Consider the following 18,732-nt stretch of genomic DNA (forward strand, 5'->3'; position numbering starts at 1 on the left):
AAATAGCGAAAAAAATAAATCATTTTTCATAATTATAACCACACCCTATTTTATTATTATCTGTTATTCCTATAGGAAATGAATTCAAAAATATTTTCACTTTTTCGCGCAACTGCCACATATACTGGCAGAATGATTTCGTGTCACCGTTTCATACAGAGATTGCACAGGCGTTCAAATTTATTCAGCTAAGGATAATAAACATATAAAATAATAGGTTAATAGGATGACGGGCCAGACAATCATTGACCAGTCGGATTTTATGAATACTGTAATTATCCAAAATTAACGTTAGAGTTTCAGTGTGACAATATTCACCCAAGATATTGATAAATACTTAAATATTCATTACCATTATTTACACAACCTCTTTATTCATTATATATACCCTACGGATTTCAAGATGCATCGCAACGGCAAGGGAGCGAATCCCCGGGAGCATAGCGAACTATGTGACCGGGGTGAGTGAGTGCAGCCAACAAAGAGGCAACTTGAAAGATGACGGGTATATGTAAATTCACTATAAATTACGTTGATAACTTCCATTACCATTCTGGTGTATCCTCTTCAATATGTTTTTTTCTAAGACCAGATGCTCGTTGTCGTTTTTTTCCTTGAAGTTTAGCGAGTTGGATAGGAGATATGCTTTGTTTAGGAAGAAAAAGATTTAATTGTTCGGTTAAGTTTAATGCTGCCATAACGGCAACAAAAATCTCTAATTGGACTTTACCTTTTTCAGCATTCAGTACAGTTTTTCTTGTGACGCCTAAAAGCTTAGCAATTTCAGCTTGAGTCAGATCATTGTTTAGTCGAGCTTGTTTCAAGCGCTCTCCCAATTCTTCTGCAATTGCTAAAGCTGTTTTTTCATGTGATATCATAAAGACCCCAAAATGACACATTAAAACCATTATTATCTATAATGGTCAATTATAAGCACATTATATATCAATCGTAACTTTGTATACTAATGTCCTATTAAAAAGACATTATAGACTTTAATAGTGATAAAATCCTATATACCCTATGGATTTCAAGATGCATCGCGACGGCAAGGGAACGAATCCCCGGGAGCATAGATAACTATGTGACCGGGGTGAGTGAGTGCAGCCAACAAAGAGGCAACTTGAAAGATGACGGGTATATATGGAACATTATGAGATGAGTTGATATAGGTAGAAACTGAATGCACACGTCATTGGATTAACCCGAGGGAATGGCAATTGATTTAGATAAACATAACTAGGCCGTTACTTCATCGATCAATGTCAGAGTAACAGGTGTTAATTTCTTACTGGTCCGGTTAAAAGCCAGAAATATCCCCTCTTTCTGCATATCTAGCGACACATAATAGTCACCAGAATCTCCTCTAGGCTTACTCTTATAAGGAGTTAAACCTTCATTAAAAATTTCCTGATAAGATTTACCCAGGCTATTTATTAACGCTTCAATATTGATCGCCATTACTTATATAACCTCTTAACTCATATCTAACCTCTAGTATATAAACATGGATAATGGTTTATTAACTGCTATCAAATGAAAGTAGAAAAATATTCCAGAAAGCGTTTATACAATATGCTCAAAGATTAATGCATGTACCCGTAAATCAGCCAAATAGAGAAAACGAATTTCTGTATTAGGATATTGCTCACTCAACTTATGTGTATAAGAATCATATCCACCAACAATGCCAATAACAGGGATTTTTTCTGGGCCACCAGCAGAATCTGGTTCCCCCATAAGGGCTCTAACAATTGCTCTATCCATTGAATGTAAAAATGGGTAAGGCAATTCTCCATTATATTCTCCACTACCTTCATAAGCGTTAACAAGTGTAATTTGTACAGATTCTAATATACTTGAATCAGCGTGAAACACTAATGTAAGGCCAACGTCAGGTCCACAATTGAACGTATCAGCATTCTCAAACAGAAACTCAAACTTTCCGGCTGGAATAAGTTTTTTTTCAACTAATTGCTCCACCGTTTGTCCTAAACTTTTAATCATCGTCATAATATCTGCCATTATTCCCCCTTTTTCAGATAGTGTTGAAAGTAAGTGCTCTCACTCGATAATAAGCATCATAAATAAAAATGACTTCCACGTTTGGATAAGATTTTATACTATTTATATAAGCATCGTATCCACCAATAACACCTATAACCGGTGCTTCTATCATATCTTTTGACTCCGTAGGTTCTCCATATTCAGCTCTTATCATTGCCTTATCCATTAAAGGTAAAAATGGATAAGGCAAACTACCATTATATTCATCATGATCACCATGTATATCAATTAGAGTTATCTGGACTGAATTCAATTGCCTAGATTTAGAATCAAAAACTAATGTGATTCCTTTTTCAGGCTCGCAATTGAACGACTCATCCCCTTCAAAGTGAAACTTAAATACTCCTTTAGATATCTCACCATCCTCAACTAACGTTTCCGCGGTTTTTCCAAGATATTTAATTAATTTCGTAATATTAGTCACTATTACTACCCTTATTCTTCATTCAATTAGTGTAGTTCTTCCAATATCTTATATCACTTCTGCTTATTCCGCCTTTGAGATATCTCTACCATGTCACACTTTCAGAACGAAGGATAACGGGGCCGTTCTTCATCGATCAATGTCAGCGTGACATGTGTTAATTTCTTGCTGGTCCGGTTAAAAGCCAGAAATATCCCCTCTTTCTGCATATCTAACGACACATAATCGTCACCAGAATCTCCTCTAGGCTTACTCTTATAAGGAATTAGTCCTTCATCATAAATATCTTGGTAGGCTCTACCTAAGCTATTAATTAACACTTCAATGTTTGTCGCCATCATTTATCCCAAAAATCCAGTGTACAATAGCACAAAATGTCGATATTGAACATGGGTAGTGGTTTATTGGCCTCTACCCAATCGAAGCAAGGAACTGGAAAAAGAATTCCAGATTGAGTTTCCAAAAGAGAACTAATTCTTCCTTTACTAACTCCGTTTTTAAGATGTCTCTATCACGTCACATTTTCAGCACCAAGGAAAGTTATTGTCTCAACTTGCCCAAATAAATCATGAGAGAATTGTATATAAATCATTTCTTCTGATTCAGGTACATTGTAGCGATAGAGGTCTTTCCAACCATATTGACAGTTAAACACCTGACATGGCGGAAAGGACTTAATTGCCGCCCCAAAATACTCCTCAACCCATTCACGCGTCATTGGATTAACCAAAGGGGATGGCAATTGATTTGGATAAACATAACCGGGCCGTTCTTCATCGATCAATGTCAGAGTAACATGTGTTAATTTCTTACTGTTCCGGTCAAAAGCCAAAAATACTCCCTCCTTCTGCATATCTAACGACACATAATCGTCACCAGAATCTCCCCTAGGTTTACTCTTATAAGAAATTAGACCTTCATCAAAAATTTCCTGATAGGTTTTACCCAAACTATTAATTAATGCATTAACATTGATCGCCATTATTTATATAACCTCTGTTTCTGATTTATATCGTGGATCTTCTGGTGAGCACTCTCCAGCTCCTGCTCACTAAACCCTTCTTCCTCTAGGTAGGGTTTTAAGGTATTAAAATTATTGTCTACAGCTTGTTTTAAATTTTCTGCATCCTTCGCTATTTGCTCCGGTGTATTCCGCCCACCAAAGGTTTCACTGTAAATAAGATTCCAAAATAGTGCCGCATTTTATACCACCAATAATTCCATGTATAACAATGTGTTGAAGAAGGTTATGTGTAGCAGAATTATGAAACGTTATTTACTTCTGATGTACTTTCGAGGGAATGATAATAGCTGCAACATCTTTTACTTGTTTGTTTAGTTCTTTTGGTCTCAACATGGGATTTAACCTTTTTGCAGCTGCTTTTATAGCAGCAGCCGAAGGCATATGATCAGCATGCGTTCCATTCCTTAGTCTCCCCGTAAAGTTTCTATATAAATCCACCTCTAACAATTTCACCGGTGGTTTACTCAAATACACATACACCGGCGGCATATTAGGAACGGGGAGGATCAGAATATAATCACGAAAATCCTTCTCTTCCGGCATCAGCAGCGACTCAATATCGCTGCATACTTTATCTGAAACAAATAATAAGAAATTACTCCTCGCTAAAAATTTAAGTGATTATTCCATTTTGGTTAAACCAATTCATCTTCAATTTAACTTCTCAAACTACTGATTGATGAATTGGCTCTTAAGCAAAACCTCCTCTTTATATTAACTACCAACGTACTTCTGAGGTGGGTAAGAATGTCACTGATATAACTTGCTCCAATAAATCATAATCAAATTTCATACCGGTCGGAATACGAAAATCCAGCAATGTATATAACTCAGTCCAGCCAATGTCTTTTTTGAGCCTTTTTCTCGGTGGAAGAAATTTTTCTGGTTTGCCAAATTGTTCATGAACCCACTGTCGGCACATCAATGGAATTAATGGTGAAGGCAGCTCATTAGTAAACTGGTATAAAGAATTCTTCTCGTCAAACAAAGTTAATGTAATTTCTTTTAATCGCTTTCCTTCCCGATGGAAAGACAGAAAGACGCCTGCTTTAACCATATCCAAGCACACTACACTATCACCGGCAAAACCACTTGGTTTCGTTTTATAAGGGATTAACCCTTCACCAAAAATTTCCTGATAAGGTTTACCCAAACTGTTTATTAATGCCTCTACATTGACTGTCATTATTTTTATAGCCTCTTCTCTGATATATCTTCCACTTAGGTTTTCAAATTTTTTACAGGAAAAAATCATATTTTCCTCTCAAAAACCAATCCTCGAACACGCAAATCCTTTAAATATAGGACACGAATATTTGTATCAGGGTATATAGATTGAAGTTTGCGAATATAACAATCATGTCCGCCGACAACACCAATAACAGGAACTTTTGTTTCCTCTGAGGTAACATCAGGTTCGCCTAGCAAAGCTCTAACAGCAACTTTATCCATTGATAGAGTAAACGGAGGAGGCATTTCCCCATGATACATTTCACTATTTCCAGAATGTCTAGAAGTACTAATCAGTGTAAATTCAACTGACCTTAATTTTCTCGATTTATCATCGAATACCAAGATAAGACCAGCCTCAGGTTCATAATTAAACGTATCAGCTCCTTCAAAAAGATATTCAAATTTTCTATCAGAAATAAGTTTTTTTTCAACTAATTGCCCCGCTGTTTGACCCAAATTTTTAATCATCGTCGTAATATCTACCATTATTCATACCACCCTTTTTCTTTATTCAGTCGGTGTAGTTGTCCTAGCGCTTTATCCAACTGCTCATCAGTATAGCCTTCTTCCCGTAGGCCAGGAGCTTGGGCATTAAAATTACTATCTACGGCAGCTTTTAGATCCATTGAATCTTTTACCGTTTTATCTGGAGTATTCCTACCACCATAGGTTTCACTATATTTTTGGTGTACTCGCTTAGGAATCGCAATCGAGATACCCTCTTTTAAAGCATTTTTAATATCTTGCTCTTGAATTTCTTCTCCGTATGTTTTTATTAAAAACTCTCTCAATGCCGCCTGAGAAGGAATATGATCAATATCCAACCCATCATTACGGCTACGTCCAGCCAGATCCTGATATTCTCCCACTTCCAACGGTTTCACCGGTGGTTTACTCAAATACACATACACCGGCGGCATATTAGGAACAGGGAGGATCAGAATATAATCACGAAAATCCTTCTCTTCCGGCATAGGTAACGATTCAATATCGCTGCCCACTTTATCCGGGATCGGCAACACGGTTATTTGCGACGGAATAAACGGCTGTTCTTCATTCCCGGTATGGGCTGGAACCTTGAATTCCTGTTCGTTCGGCGTCCATAAAATTATCGGCCGGTATTCTCCCGGTTCCCAAAACTCGTAATTACCGGTGGTCCGATTCAGCGTCATCATGCGAACCGGCACTTTATCCAGACCACCTTCCGGGCTGACGTGATATCCCTGAACCGTCATCCTGCCGCTTTTTTCATCTCTGATCCAGCGAAAACGTACACGAGTTGGTGCTTTACCGTACTGTTCCGCTATCTGTCTCAGGCGATACGGATCTAAGTAATCCTCCTCACCTTCATTCAGCTTAGGTGAATAAAACAGCCCCATTAACCCAACTGTCACCGGATTCGGTGCCGCCAGCCAACGTCCAGCACTGATAGCGCCGCCGCCAATGTAACGCATCACCAGCGTTTCCCCTTCCGCTACCGCGCTACGAGCAGTGGCGGCCACGGCGGTAGCGGCTACTTCGGCTTTATCTTCACCACTACGGAACCACCGTTTATACCACGGTAATTTTTTATCCTGCGGTTTATCCGGTTCAGGCGGCTGTTTCTTACCTTGCGGAGGCGGTTCTGGTTTTTGCGGCGTCACCGGAGTGGGAGATGACGGAACCTGATATATCGCCATTCTGCCGAAGTTATCCGCCGGTTCGGCTTCGGTTCCGGCATCGGTACAACCTTTACCCCGTAAGCAGGATTTCGCAAACACCGGTATCGGAGGCTCTTTAGTCACAGGAGGTGCGGGCTGAACGTTTCTCGCTTCCTCCACCGGCGACGAGAAATTCTGGGCCGCCATATTAACAGGGGCTGTAGCCCGATTATTGGGCTGCTCCTGCTTCTCATAGCTGTCCATCTCCGAATTGATAAAACTAGCCCGACAGGGGCAAGTACTGACACTATCCAATGTGCCAGCCAACTTACGTCCCATATCAAACACATCTGATACACCACCGACAATCGTATAACTACCGGGATGTTTGCCACAGGTGACCTTATCTCCTTCACGAGCGGTTGCCCGTCCATTAAATGTCATGGTGTGGTCACCGGTAATAATCTGCCCGCCACAGGTTGTCTTATCACCAACGAGCAAGAAATATCCTATTGCCATCTATTCATCTCTCCATTGATTTATAGTATGGAGAGTGGATCTAATTGAAATTATCGTCATATCATTATCACCATGAGTTAATACACATGATTAATAATTCACCATATTTCACTTAAAAAACATATAGAAATATTCTGAAAATTGCTTATTTTATTGTCTCTAACAGGTGTAAAACATCATTTTTTTGCAACAACTTATATGCAATTAAATAACAATTATGGGTATCACCGCCATTGCGATGATCATATATACCCTATGGATTTCAAGATGCATCGCGGCGGCAAGGGAGCGAATCCCCGGGAGCATAGATAACGATGTGACCGGAGTGAGTGCAGCCAACAAAGAGGCAACTTGAAAGATGACGGGTATAAAGTCGAAAAGATAATGGCGCGGTATGTTTAGGAAACCGGTAAACTCAGAAAATCAAAACGCTGACCAGAAGATCAGCGCTTTGTCATTCATCTCATCAAATAGTTATTATTGACCAAACATCTCTCGCAACCAGCCCGGTGCTTGTTCTTGCTGTTGAACAGGTGCTGATACCGCTGTTTGTTGGCACAAACTCTGTGGGTCATAAGTCCAAACCGGTAATGTTCTCCAGCCACTGCCACTACAGCTAAAACTACCATCCTGATTAACCACCATATCGACAATGCCTTCCGGTGGAATGTTATTCAACATCAACGGCGTCTGATTTTCCAGATAACGGCGATACACATTCAACGCCCCTGTAGCACCTGTCAGATTGGTCGGTTCATTGTTATCTCGGCCAACCCATGCTATCACTACCTCTTTACCATCGATTCCGGCAAACCAGCTATCACGCAGATCATTGGTGGTACCCGTTTTACCCGCCAGATTATAACGACCAAACTTAGCGTTCAGAGAACGAGAAGTTCCATTCGCTACAACCTGCTGCATACCATACAGCGTCAGATAAGCCGCCTGAGCCGGTACAGCCCGTTCAGCCTGTGGGTAACTTTGATATATCACGGTGCCATCTTCCGTGATGACAGAACGTAACGCGGAAAGCGTCGCGCGGTTGCCGCCACTCGCCATCGTCTGATATTCCTGCGCCACTTCTAACGGTGTCAAGCTGAGAGAACCCAGTAACATGGCCGGAACCTGCTGAATTACTTCCTCCGGTACGCCAAGCCGGATTAATGTGTTGCTAACATGATCAAGACCAACCGCCAATCCAAGATTCACCGTAGGAATATTCAATGAACTTGCCAGCCCATCTATCAACATGACACGCCCACGGAAACGACGGTCATAATTTCTCGGTTCCCAAACCTTGCTGTTCGGCTGTTTTACCGCAAGGGGTTCATCCGCCAGCCAGGTATTCAACCGATATTGATCCGGTTCACTCAATGCCGCCAAATAAGTAGAGGGTTTTGCCAGTGAACCAATTGAACGACGCGCCATCATTGCTCGGTTAAATCCAGCATATTGAGGTTGAGAACCACCAACCATCGCCCTGATTTCACCACTGATGCGATCGACAATCACCATTGCCCCTTCAAGGTCAGCAATTTTGCGGGTTTTTCTCAGGCTGGCAATCCCCTCTTCTACTGCGTTTTCAGCCGCATCCTGAGATACCGGGTCCAAAGTAGTGAAGATTTTCACGCCGGACAGATCATTTACTCGATCGCCAAGTCTATCCTGCAATTCCTTACGAACTAGCTGCATAAACGCCGGTTGTGGGGTGATAACACCACCTTTCGGTTTTACCCCCAGTGGACGAGCGCTCAATAACTTATAAAGATCTTCATCAATAATTTGCTGGTTTTGTAACAGTTTGAGCACCACATTACGACGCTGGAGAACGAGTTTAGGATTACGCCACGGATTATAGAGTGAAGCTCCTTTCACCATACCTACCAGCAACGCCTGTTGATCTAAACTCAATTCATCTACGGGACGACCAAAATAATAGAGGCTCGCCAGCGGGAATCCTCGGATCTCCCCATCACCACTTCGGCCTAAATAAACTTCGTTCAGATACAGTTCGAGAATCCGATCTTTGCTGTAACGATAATCCATCAGCACAGCCATATAAGCTTCATTGGCTTTGCGCACCAAAGTGCGCTCATTGGTCAGGAACAAGTTTCTAACCAATTGCTGCGTCAGGGTACTTCCCCCCTGAACGGTACGCCCGGCAGTCAAGTTAGCCAGTGCTGCACGCCCAATGGAAAGAATACGAATACCATCATGTTGATAAAAATGACGATCTTCGGTCGCCAGCAAGGTGTTAACCAGTAAATCGGGGAAACCAGAACGTGGCACAAATAACCGCTGCTCCCCATTAGGAGACTGCAACATGGTAATCAGCTTCGGATCAAGGCGGAAGAACCCAAATTGACGCTGATTTTCCAGATTTTCGATCCCTGCCAGACGGTTATCGCTGAACGTTAGCAAAGCGTGGATCTGCCCCTCTTTACTGTCAGGAAAATTAAACGGGCGGCGTAACATTTCAATGGTTTCACCTCTAACAGAAAACTCCCCAGGACGGGTAATTTTCGTCACCTGGCGATACTGCATCCCTTCCAGCAGATATACCATCTCTTTCTTACTGTAGTTCATGCCCGGTTCAAGATTAACCATGCGACCATAGACTGCCGCAGGTAACTCCCAAACTTTTCCATCAATGCGATCGCGGATTTTAGCATCCAGATAGACACCATAAGCCGCCAGTAATACGGCAAAAATAATAAATATTTTGAATAACAACCAGAACCAACGCCACTTTTTCTTAGGTGGACGGGAATACATTCCTTTCTTTGTCATGGGTTGATCCTCTTCATCATCGTAGTCCTCATCTTCATAGCCATTATTATCATCATCCAACAGATACCGTCTTTTTAATGGCCGTTTACGGCGGGATACCAACTTTTTGCCTTTACGTCCGATTGGTTGACGATCTTCACCAGACATTCCAAAATTCTCCAAAACCGCTCAGATGCTATTAATGGGTTTTCATATTTTTTAATGAATTTATTCACTTACAAAAACAAAGGTTAAATTCTATTATGAATATTTTTTTGTCCGCCGAGTAGGTACCGTATTTGCCGGATCATCCGGCCATAAATGTTTTGGGTAACGCCCTTTCATCTCTTTTTGTACTTCACGATAGGAGCCTTGCCAAAAAGCAGCCAAATCCTGCGTGATCTGCAATGGCCTTTGGGCTGGTGATAAGAGTTCAAGCACCAGCGTTACCCGCCCTTTTGCCAGAGATGGGCTTTGCTGTTCACCATACATTTCCTGCATCCGAACAGATAATACAGGTGGTTTATCACTGAAATAACGGATTGCTATCCGGCTGCCAGTAGGGACAGTGTAATAAATAGGCAGTTCATTATCCAGACACTGTTGTTGTTGCCAATCCAGTAAATTTTCCAGTGCTGGCAACAAATCAATCTGTTTCAGCCCTTTCAAATCACGCACACCAGTAAGGAACGGCATCAACCAATCATCAAGAGAAGCCATTAATGCATCATTATCTACTGCCGGCCACTGCATTTCAGGCAACCATTTAGCCGCGCATTGGATACGGATGCACAACTGAACTGCCGCAGGCGACCAGTTGAGCTCATGTAATCCCTCATTGCGTAACCAGTTTAGCAGGGCCTGTTGTAATTGCTCATCTGAAAGCTTTGCCAATCGTTGGGCTTTTACTGTCAAGCACCCACATTGCAGTCGTTTCCATGCTCGCAATGTCCCTTTGTTATCATCCCATTCAACGACACTCTGCTCGCTAAATAAATTCGGTTGCTGTTGTATCAGTCGTTCAATATCAAGAGGGCAAGCCAGCAAAATACGCGCATCAGGATTTCTGCTGTTTTGTAATAATGAAGGAGCCACCAGCCACGATTCGCCAGATAACTTTTCTTCATCATCGATCATCACCCCCAAACCATTAGCCAGTTGAAAACGCCCTCCCTTATCCCGATTTTTGGCTATTCTGTCAGGGAAACCTTGGGCTAATAGCATTGCAACAAATCCACCGTCTGGCTCACCAAAATGATCGCCCATATTCCTAGCTAACTGCTTTGCCCGCCGTAACCAATGAGCTTGTCGCTGCTCAACCCAATAAGTGATATCCGGCTGACCACCACGGGGCGGTTCTTCCAGAATCGCGGTCAGCATAGCAGCGGTTGCCAGCATATCGGCCCCTTGTTCCAACCCTGCACATAATATTGCAGCCAAGCGAGGATCACTGCCGGATTCCGCCATTTTTCTGCCTCTGGACGTTAACTGACCATTGTTATTGACTGCACCTAACTGTAATAACAGCGATTTGGCTACTGCCAGCGCTGCGTCAGGTGGCATATCTAGCCAGTACAATTGGGAAATATCATGACATCCCCACTGCAATAAGGAGAACCATAAACCACTGAGATCAGCATTCAGAATTTCGGGCTCACTATACTCTGCCGCTCTTTCTGCCTGTTCTTGGCTGAATAGATGCCAACAAACACCGGCTTCCAACCGTCCCGCTCGACCAGCTCGTTGTGTCATAGAAGCTTGACTGATGCGTTGAGTGATCAGGCGAGTCAATCCATTTTTGGGTTCAAAACGCGTCGTGCGTTCAAGACCACTATCAATCACCAGTCGAATACCTTCAATCGTTAAGCTGGTTTCTGCAATGTTAGTCGCCAAAACAACTTTACGGCGTCCACGTAATGAAGGTTCGATAGCTTTTTGTTGTTCAGCCAATGACAACGCACCGTACAACGGGCAAAGATCGGTATCCTCAGCAACTATCTCTTTAAGAAGTCCAAACACCCGTTGAATTTCCCCGCTGCCCGGCAAAAACAACAGCACAGAACCTTGCTCCTGTTGGAGTAACCGCAATACGACGGTGGCTACACTCTGTTCAAAAGGTTGATGAGCAGGCAAAGGACAATAATGTCTGGTCACAGGAAAGCTTCGCCCTTCTGAAATAATCACTGGCGCATCAGGTAATAAAGAAGAGAGCCGCTGATTATCCAGCGTCGCTGACATGATCAAAATTCGCAGATCATCCCGTAGCCCTGCCTGTACATCCAGCAACAATGCCAACGCCAAATCAGCCTGCAAGCCGCGCTCATGGAATTCATCCAGAATCACCAGAGAAACCCCTGTCAGCATGGGGTCCTGCTGTAACATTCGGGTTAAAATGCCTTCTGTTACCACTTCAAGGCGAGTAGTTGCACTCATTTTCGTTTCTGAACGCATCCGGTAACCCACGGTCTGCCCGATATTTTCATTCAGTTGAGCGGCAAGACGATTTGCGACACTGCGAGCAGCAATCCGCCGTGGTTCCAACATTATGATACGCCCAGAGAAATCGGCTTTTTTCAGAATTTCCAATGGCAAAGCCGTCGATTTACCGGCACCCGCCGGAGCATGAAGCAGGACCTGTTGTGAACTTTTCAACGCACTCAGGACAGGCTCGACGACCTCATATACAGGCAATAAAGACACAAACACTCCATACAAAGAAAGTTAACTTTCAACTGTCGGCATTGTAGCATTGCCCGCTTCAATCTTATGCCATCCGTCATTCAGGAGTTTTTATGGAATTCTATCCGCCCTTACAATCCGCCACACTAGTTCGTCGCTATAAACGTTTCCTGGCTGATGTCATCACACCGGAAGGCGAAACACTGACTATCCACTGCGCCAATACGGGCGCAATGACCGGCTGTGCGATACCGGGAGAGACGGTTTGGTACTCCACCTCTGATAATCCCAAACGTAAATACCCCAACAGTTGGGAATTGACAGAAACACAGGATGGTCACTGGATTTGTGTTAATACGCTCAGAGCAAATGATCTCGTCGCTGAAGCCATTGCACAAAATGCTATTCCAGAATTTTCTGAATATAAAAAAATCAGTCGGGAAGTGAAATATGGCGAAGAGAACAGCCGGATAGATCTGCTATTACAGGCAGAACAGCAAGTTAATTGCTACATTGAAGTGAAATCAGTGACCCTTCTCCAGGAAAATTGTGGCTATTTCCCTGATGCTGTCACGACTCGCGGGCAAAAACACCTACGGGAATTGCAACACATAGCAGAACAAGGGCAAAGGGCTGTTTTATTTTTTGCGGTCTTGCATTCCGGCATCAGGCAGGTCGCGGCGGCTGCACATATTGATCATAATTATTCATCTCTTTTGGAACAAGCGCAAAATTCTGGGGTCGAAGTTATCTGTTACCAGGCCAACATGACAGGAAAAGGGATGGTTTTAGGCGATAAGTTAACTTTTGTACTAAAATGATTAACTTACCGATTCACCTAATATTTGCAGCCAAGTTGTACAAGGTGTAAAGGCATGCAATACATTTGCTTCCACACCATTGTGAAACTAATGGCAGGAACAATTGCCAACCCTTGCTCCATCTGCTATTTATAACGGCCTATTTTTTTCCCCGCTAGGGGTTCGTTTGATAGTGCGTGTGTTAGGAGAAGTATTATGCAAGAAGGGCAAAAACGTAAAACCTCGTCCTTAAGCATTCTCGCCATCGCTGGGGTAGAACCTTACCAAGAGAAGCCAGGTGAAGAATACATGAACGATGCCCAGTTGGCGCATTTCAAGCTAATTCTTGAAGCATGGCGCAATCAACTCAGGGATGAAGTAGATCGTACTGTATCTCATATGCAGGATGAGGCAGCGAACTTCCCTGATCCAGTTGACCGTGCGGCGCAGGAAGAAGAATTCAGTCTTGAATTACGTAACCGCGATCGTGAGCGTAAATTGATTAAGAAGATCGAGAAAACCCTGAAAAAAGTCGAAGATGACGATTTCGGTTTTTGTGAATCCTGCGGCATTGAGATAGGCATCCGTCGTTTGGAAGCCCGTCCAACCGCAGATTTGTGTATTGATTGTAAGACGCTGGCCGAAATCCGTGAAAAACAGATGGCTGGCTAATTAATGGTGTTCCGAATACGGCGTCTTTATGACGCCGTATAAACAACCCCACTGATCTCCACTATGATAAAATCTGAACGTCCCCAGGCTTATATTGGGCGTTTCGCCCCATCACCTTCTGGTGACCTGCATTTTGGTTCATTAATCACTGCCATTGGCAGCTATTTGCAAGCCCGTGCTTGTCAGGGAAAGTGGCTGATACGTATTGATGATATTGATCCGCCCAGAGAAGTTCCCGATGCTGCCAGCCGGATTCTTCACGCACTTGAACATTACGGTTTACATTGGGATGGTGAAATTCTTTATCAATCTCAGCGCCATGAGGCTTACTGTCATGTCCTTAATCAATTGCAACAACAAGGTTTAAGTTATTACTGCACCTGTACCCGTCAACGCATTCACCAGATTAATGGTTTTTATGATAGAAACTGCCGTGAATTAAATTTGCCCATTGATCATGCAGCAATTCGATTCAAGCAGCGTCATCCGGTTTACGGTTTTGAAGATAAATTACAAGGATATCTGAACGCCGATCCGGTCATGGCTGAAGAGGATTTTATTATTCACCGTCGTGACGGTTTATTTGCCTATAATTTAGTGGTTGTTATTGATGATGATTACCAAGGAGTGACTGAGGTGGTAAGAGGGGCAGATTTGATTGAACCAACTGTCCGCCAAATTGCGCTTTATCAGCAGTTAAATCTCAAAATACCTGACTATATTCATTTACCACTCGCTCTGAATAAGGACGGCAATAAACTTTCCAAACAGAATCATGCTCAGCCGATCCCATTGGATGATCCCCGGCCATTACTGATTGAAGCATTATCTTTCCTTAATCAATCTGTTATAGAAAACTGGCAAGATCTTTCTCGTGATCAATTGTTGCAAAAAGCAACAGCACGTTGGGATCTGGATCAAATTCCACGACAAGGTAAAATGCACGTAGATAACATGAATAAAGTTACGGTTAGTCATAACAACCATTCTCAAAAAATACACAGTAGGCTATGATTAGCCGCTGTTTTTTATTTGTTTTATATGATTAGTTACTTATCGAGGTGTACCATTTTTAACCGAGTAGCAAATTTCTGCCGTAACTTATTGATCCGCGAAGGGAAAAATAACCGCGAACTACAGGCAGCCAGTGAAAGGCCAGTCACCGGATCTGACCGTTCTGCTCAGGAAGAGTACATAACTCTTCACTCTAATCGCCAAAACCCTTATCAACCCTTATCCAATGTGGAGACACCAAGGAAGGTTGAACAGGAGAATCCTCATTCGGATTTATCGATAACGATAATTCCACGGGAACAACATTGTATTTCCCGCAGAGATATCAGTGAAAATGCACTGAAAGTCCTTTACCGTTTGAATAAATCCGGTTTTGAAGCCTATCTGGTTGGCGGTGGTGTCCGTGACTTATTACTCGGTACGAAGCCGAAAGATTTTGATATTGCCACCAATGCCACTCCAGAACAGGTGCGTAAATTATTCCGCAACTGCCGTCTGGTTGGACGCCGCTTTCGCTTAGCTCATATTATGTTTGGTCAGGAAGTGATTGAAGTCGCAACATTCCGTGGTCCACATGAACAAACGGGTTCTGATGATAAAAATCAGTCACAACAAGCACAAAGCGGCATGCTACTGCGGGATAACATCTTCGGCTCAATTGAAGAAGATGCTATGCGCCGCGATTTCACCATAAACAGCCTCTATTATGGTATCAATGATTTCTCTCTGCGTGATTATGCCGGTGGCCTTCATGATCTGGAAACCGGTGTTATCCGCTTGATTGGCGATCCTGAAACCCGCTATCGGGAAGATCCAGTAAGAATGCTGCGCGCGATCCGTTTCGCTAGCAAACTGAATATGACCATCAGCGAAGGTACCGCCGAACCTATTTCTCGTTTGGCTTTTCTGCTGAGTAATATTCCACCTGCCCGTCTGTTTGAAGAATCTTTAAAACTTTTACAAACCGGTCAAGGTTACAGCACTTATAAACTTCTGCGCGAATACCGCCTATTTCAACCACTTTTCCCATTGGTTCAACGCTATTTCACCGAAAATAACGATTCGCCAATGGAACGTATACTCAATCAGGTTTTGAAGAATACCGATTACCGGTTACAAAATGATAAACGGGTTAACCCGGCGTTTTTGTTCGCCGCAATGCTCTGGTATCCACTGGTTGAACATGCGGAAAAGCTGTCTCAAGAAGGTGGCCTGGCTTACTACGATGCTTTTGCATTGGCGATGAATGACATTCTGGATGAGCAATGCCACTCCATTGCCATTCCTAAGCGCCTGACAACCATCATGCGTGATATCTGGCAATTACAGTTACGTCTGCCACGCCGTCATGGTAAGCGGGCGAATAAACTGATGGAACACCCTAAATTCCGTGCTGCCTATGACTTACTGGAACTGAGAGCCAATGTTGAAAATCGCAATGAGCTAAAAGATCTTGTCGATTGGTGGGGAGAATTTCAGCAAGTCAATGCATCACAGCAACGGAGTATGATTTCTGAACTGGGCAGTGAGATTGTTCGTCGTCGTACACGGCCTCGCCGTCACTATAAACCAAGACTGAGCAGGAACAGCTAATAAATTATGGCTCGTGTTTATATCGCTGTTGGTAGCAATCTGGCAGAACCTATGCAGCAAGTAAAAAATGCACTTGCTGCATTAAACGATTTACCGGAAACAGAATGTATTGCCTGCTCCTCACTGTATCGTACTAAACCGATGGGGCCGCAGAATCAACCTGATTTTCTGAATGCGGCAGTCGCACTGGAAACCTCGCTAACACCGGAAGAATTACTCAATCACACTCAGGCGATTGAACTGGCCCAAGGACGGGTAAGAAAAGATGAACGCTGGGGGCCAAGAACACTCGATCTGGATATCATGCTATTTGGCGATCAGGTGATTACTACCGAACGATTGACTGTTCCTCACTACGGACTAAAACAGCGCGAATTTATGCTCTACCCGTTAGCTGAAATTGCCCCTGATCTTATATTTCCTGATGGGGAAGCTTTATCTGAAAGACTGAAACACATCCCAGAAAACGGCCTGACACTCTGGCTGCAACCGCAGTCCTCTGATTCTAATCACTACATATAGGGATCTCAGTTCAGTCCGTGGCCGATTTCTGTACATAACAAGAAAAATTGCAGGAGAAGGAAGATAAATAATGAAACCAATAACCATGACTGATCTGAATCAGCTCAAAAAAGAAAAACGTAAATTCGCGACTATTACCGCTTATGACGCCAGCTTTGCTCACGTGTTTGCCGAGCAAGGTATCAATGTCATGCTGGTTGGCGACTCACTGGGTATGACTGTGCAAGGGGCTGATACCACCATTCCAGTGACGGCTGAAGATATTGTCTATCATACTCGTTGCGTCCGTGCCGGAGCACCTTATACTTTTATCATTGCCGATATGCCTTTCATGAGTTATGCCACACCAGAGCAAAGTTGTGAAAACGCAGCCAAGCTTATGCGTGCTGGCGCTAACATGGTGAAACTTGAAGGCGGTAGCTGGTTATACGATACCATTAGCATGCTTACCGAGCGTTCTGTACCTGTTTGCGCTCATTTAGGGCTAACTCCTCAATCAGTCCATATTCTTGGCGGTTATAAAGTTCAAGGACGTGATGAAGTATCAGCGAATCAATTGATAAAAGATGCAATTACCTTAGAAAAAGCAGGCATACAACTGCTGGTGCTAGAATGCGTACCCGTTGATTTAGCTAAACGTATCACCGATGAATTACAGATCCCGGTAATTGGTATTGGCGCTGGTAATGTGACTGATGGGCAAGTTTTAGTGATGCATGACGCACTAGGCATTACCGTAAGCCCCCCTAAATTTGTGAAAAACTTCCTTGAAGAAGCAGGAAATATACGTGATGCCATCCGCTTATATAAAGAACAAGTGGAAAGCGGCGCCTACCCAAGTAAAGAACACTCATTTTATTAATAAATTACCCTTGTTAGCCCGAAGGCTGTATACATTCTAAGGAGTATTAAGCAATGCTGATTGTCGAAACTGTACCGATTCTACGCCGTGAAATCCGCCGCTGGCGTCAGGAAGGAAAACGCATTGCACTGGTGCCAACAATGGGTAACTTGCACGACGGCCATATGACGTTAGTCGATACAGCCAAAGGGCAAGCAGATATTGTGATCGTCTCTATTTTCGTCAACCCGATGCAGTTTAATCGTCAGGATGATCTGGCAAGATATCCCCGCACTTTACAGGAAGATTGCGAAAAACTTCATCAACACGGTGTCGATCTGGTATTTGCTCCTGCTGATAAGGAAATATACCCTGATGGTATGGAACATCAGACTTATGTTGAAGTTCCTGGGCTTTCTACCATGCTGGAAGGGGCCAGTCGTCCCGGTCATTTCCGTGGTGTTTCAACCGTGGTGAGCAAACTATTCAATCTAGTGCAACCAGATTTAACCTACTTTGGCGAAAAAGATTTTCAACAATTACAACTTATTCGCAAAATGATCGCCGACCTGGCTTATGACATTACGCTGGTTTCAGTACCTACTGTGCGCGACAAAAATGGCCTGGCTCTCAGTTCGCGTAATAACAATTTAACAGCCGATGAACGTCGAATCGCCCCAGAACTCAGCAAGATCATGCGATCTATCGCTGAAAAAATGGCACAGGGTGAATGCCACACAGAACAATTGCTCATTCAAGCTTCCGTACAACTACACGAAATGGGTTTTGTACCTGATGAGTTGTTTATCCGTGACGCCGAAACATTGGCGCCGTTAAATACCGAAAGTAAAAAAGCCGTTATTCTAATAGCTGCCTGGTTAGGGCAAACCCGTTTGATCGATAATCAGCAAGTAGATTTAACGCAATAATCGCCG

Annotated in this window: 20 protein-coding genes and 1 pseudogene; 8 read left to right on the forward strand and 13 right to left on the reverse strand. The window is 43.2% G+C overall.

Features of this window, described 5'->3' with window-relative positions; translation table 11 throughout:
• Positions 1–19 precede the first annotated feature (19 nt).
• From LGZ98_RS03775 to LGZ98_RS03825, 11 genes and pseudogenes are all read right to left on the reverse strand, one after another.
• Positions 20–337 (reverse strand): annotated as a pseudogene (locus LGZ98_RS03775) (hypothetical protein); the annotation flags it as partial.
• A gap of 208 nt (positions 338–545) precedes the next feature.
• Positions 546–878: a helix-turn-helix transcriptional regulator gene (locus LGZ98_RS03780; RefSeq protein ID WP_240002839.1), complete on the reverse strand. Its 333-nt coding sequence runs from the start codon at positions 876–878 to the stop codon at positions 546–548.
• A gap of 361 nt (positions 879–1,239) precedes the next feature.
• The gene (locus tag LGZ98_RS03785; protein WP_262977736.1) at positions 1,240–1,461 is read right to left on the reverse strand and encodes a DUF6392 family protein; all 222 of its coding nucleotides are present in this window, start codon (positions 1,459–1,461) and stop codon (positions 1,240–1,242) included.
• A 105-nt stretch (positions 1,462–1,566) separates the two neighbouring features.
• Positions 1,567–2,025 (reverse strand): DUF6392 family protein, encoded by a 459-nt coding sequence (locus LGZ98_RS03790; RefSeq protein ID WP_262977737.1) that lies wholly within the window; start codon positions 2,023–2,025, stop codon positions 1,567–1,569.
• Positions 2,026–2,038: 13 nt separating this feature from the next.
• Complete coding sequence (locus tag LGZ98_RS03795; RefSeq protein ID WP_262977738.1) at positions 2,039–2,491, reverse strand: DUF6392 family protein; 453 nt, start codon at positions 2,489–2,491, stop codon at positions 2,039–2,041.
• A 101-nt stretch (positions 2,492–2,592) separates the two neighbouring features.
• Positions 2,593–2,829: a DUF6392 family protein gene (locus LGZ98_RS03800; protein ID WP_315901976.1), complete on the reverse strand. Its 237-nt coding sequence runs from the start codon at positions 2,827–2,829 to the stop codon at positions 2,593–2,595.
• A 173-nt stretch (positions 2,830–3,002) separates the two neighbouring features.
• A complete protein-coding gene (locus tag LGZ98_RS03805; protein WP_262977739.1) occupies positions 3,003–3,473 on the reverse strand; it encodes a DUF6392 family protein in 471 nt (156 codons plus the stop codon).
• A 294-nt stretch (positions 3,474–3,767) separates the two neighbouring features.
• A complete protein-coding gene (locus LGZ98_RS03810; protein WP_387489698.1) occupies positions 3,768–4,058 on the reverse strand; it encodes a hypothetical protein in 291 nt (96 codons plus the stop codon).
• A 175-nt stretch (positions 4,059–4,233) separates the two neighbouring features.
• Positions 4,234–4,701 carry a DUF6392 family protein gene (locus LGZ98_RS03815; protein ID WP_262977740.1) on the reverse strand — a complete coding sequence of 156 codons (468 nt, stop codon included), beginning with the start codon at positions 4,699–4,701 and terminating at the stop codon, positions 4,234–4,236.
• 65 nt (positions 4,702–4,766) lie between these two features.
• The gene (locus LGZ98_RS03820) at positions 4,767–5,234 is read right to left on the reverse strand and encodes a DUF6392 family protein (protein WP_262977741.1); all 468 of its coding nucleotides are present in this window, start codon (positions 5,232–5,234) and stop codon (positions 4,767–4,769) included.
• Positions 5,234–6,907 (reverse strand): S-type pyocin domain-containing protein, encoded by a 1,674-nt coding sequence (locus tag LGZ98_RS03825; protein WP_262977742.1) that lies wholly within the window; start codon positions 6,905–6,907, stop codon positions 5,234–5,236. The genes LGZ98_RS03820 and LGZ98_RS03825 overlap by 1 nt, the downstream gene beginning before the upstream one ends.
• 217 nt (positions 6,908–7,124) lie before the next feature.
• On the opposite strand from LGZ98_RS03825, the gene LGZ98_RS03830 reads away from it, so the two are divergent.
• Positions 7,125–7,262 (forward strand): hypothetical protein, encoded by a 138-nt coding sequence (locus LGZ98_RS03830; RefSeq protein WP_262977743.1) that lies wholly within the window; start codon positions 7,125–7,127, stop codon positions 7,260–7,262.
• Positions 7,263–7,384: 122 nt separating this feature from the next.
• Here the strand turns inward: LGZ98_RS03830 and mrcB are convergent, their stop codons facing one another.
• The gene (gene mrcB, locus LGZ98_RS03835; RefSeq protein ID WP_113042289.1) at positions 7,385–9,844 is read right to left on the reverse strand and encodes a bifunctional glycosyl transferase/transpeptidase; all 2,460 of its coding nucleotides are present in this window, start codon (positions 9,842–9,844) and stop codon (positions 7,385–7,387) included.
• A 93-nt stretch (positions 9,845–9,937) separates the two neighbouring features.
• The gene (hrpB, locus tag LGZ98_RS03840) at positions 9,938–12,376 is read right to left on the reverse strand and encodes an ATP-dependent helicase HrpB (protein ID WP_113042291.1); all 2,439 of its coding nucleotides are present in this window, start codon (positions 12,374–12,376) and stop codon (positions 9,938–9,940) included.
• Between the two features lie 92 nt (positions 12,377–12,468).
• Here hrpB and sfsA point away from each other — a divergent pair, with 92 nt between their 5' ends.
• The 7 genes from sfsA to panC all read left to right on the forward strand — a co-directional run bounded on the left by sfsA (position 12,469) and on the right by panC (position 18,726).
• Positions 12,469–13,176 carry a DNA/RNA nuclease SfsA gene (sfsA, locus tag LGZ98_RS03845; RefSeq protein WP_113042292.1) on the forward strand — a complete coding sequence of 236 codons (708 nt, stop codon included), beginning with the start codon at positions 12,469–12,471 and terminating at the stop codon, positions 13,174–13,176.
• A gap of 195 nt (positions 13,177–13,371) precedes the next feature.
• Positions 13,372–13,827: an RNA polymerase-binding protein DksA gene (gene dksA / locus LGZ98_RS03850; RefSeq protein WP_011145244.1), complete on the forward strand. Its 456-nt coding sequence runs from the start codon at positions 13,372–13,374 to the stop codon at positions 13,825–13,827.
• A gap of 63 nt (positions 13,828–13,890) precedes the next feature.
• Positions 13,891–14,841 carry a tRNA glutamyl-Q(34) synthetase GluQRS gene (gluQRS, locus tag LGZ98_RS03855; RefSeq protein WP_262977744.1) on the forward strand — a complete coding sequence of 317 codons (951 nt, stop codon included), beginning with the start codon at positions 13,891–13,893 and terminating at the stop codon, positions 14,839–14,841.
• A 90-nt stretch (positions 14,842–14,931) separates the two neighbouring features.
• Positions 14,932–16,434, forward strand: a complete 1,503-nt coding sequence (gene pcnB / locus LGZ98_RS03860; RefSeq protein WP_262405145.1) for a polynucleotide adenylyltransferase PcnB — start codon at positions 14,932–14,934, stop codon at positions 16,432–16,434.
• Positions 16,435–16,440: 6 nt separating this feature from the next.
• Positions 16,441–16,956, forward strand: a complete 516-nt coding sequence (folK, locus tag LGZ98_RS03865) for a 2-amino-4-hydroxy-6-hydroxymethyldihydropteridine diphosphokinase (protein WP_262977745.1) — start codon at positions 16,441–16,443, stop codon at positions 16,954–16,956.
• A gap of 70 nt (positions 16,957–17,026) precedes the next feature.
• Positions 17,027–17,818, forward strand: a complete 792-nt coding sequence (gene panB, locus LGZ98_RS03870; protein ID WP_262977746.1) for a 3-methyl-2-oxobutanoate hydroxymethyltransferase — start codon at positions 17,027–17,029, stop codon at positions 17,816–17,818.
• 53 nt (positions 17,819–17,871) lie between these two features.
• Positions 17,872–18,726, forward strand: coding sequence for a pantoate--beta-alanine ligase (gene panC / locus LGZ98_RS03875; protein ID WP_113042299.1), 855 nt, complete (start codon positions 17,872–17,874; stop codon positions 18,724–18,726).
• The last annotated feature ends 6 nt before the right edge of the window (positions 18,727–18,732 follow it).

This window comes from Photorhabdus kayaii (genome assembly GCF_025384895.1).
GTDB lineage: Bacteria > Pseudomonadota > Gammaproteobacteria > Enterobacterales > Enterobacteriaceae > Photorhabdus > Photorhabdus kayaii.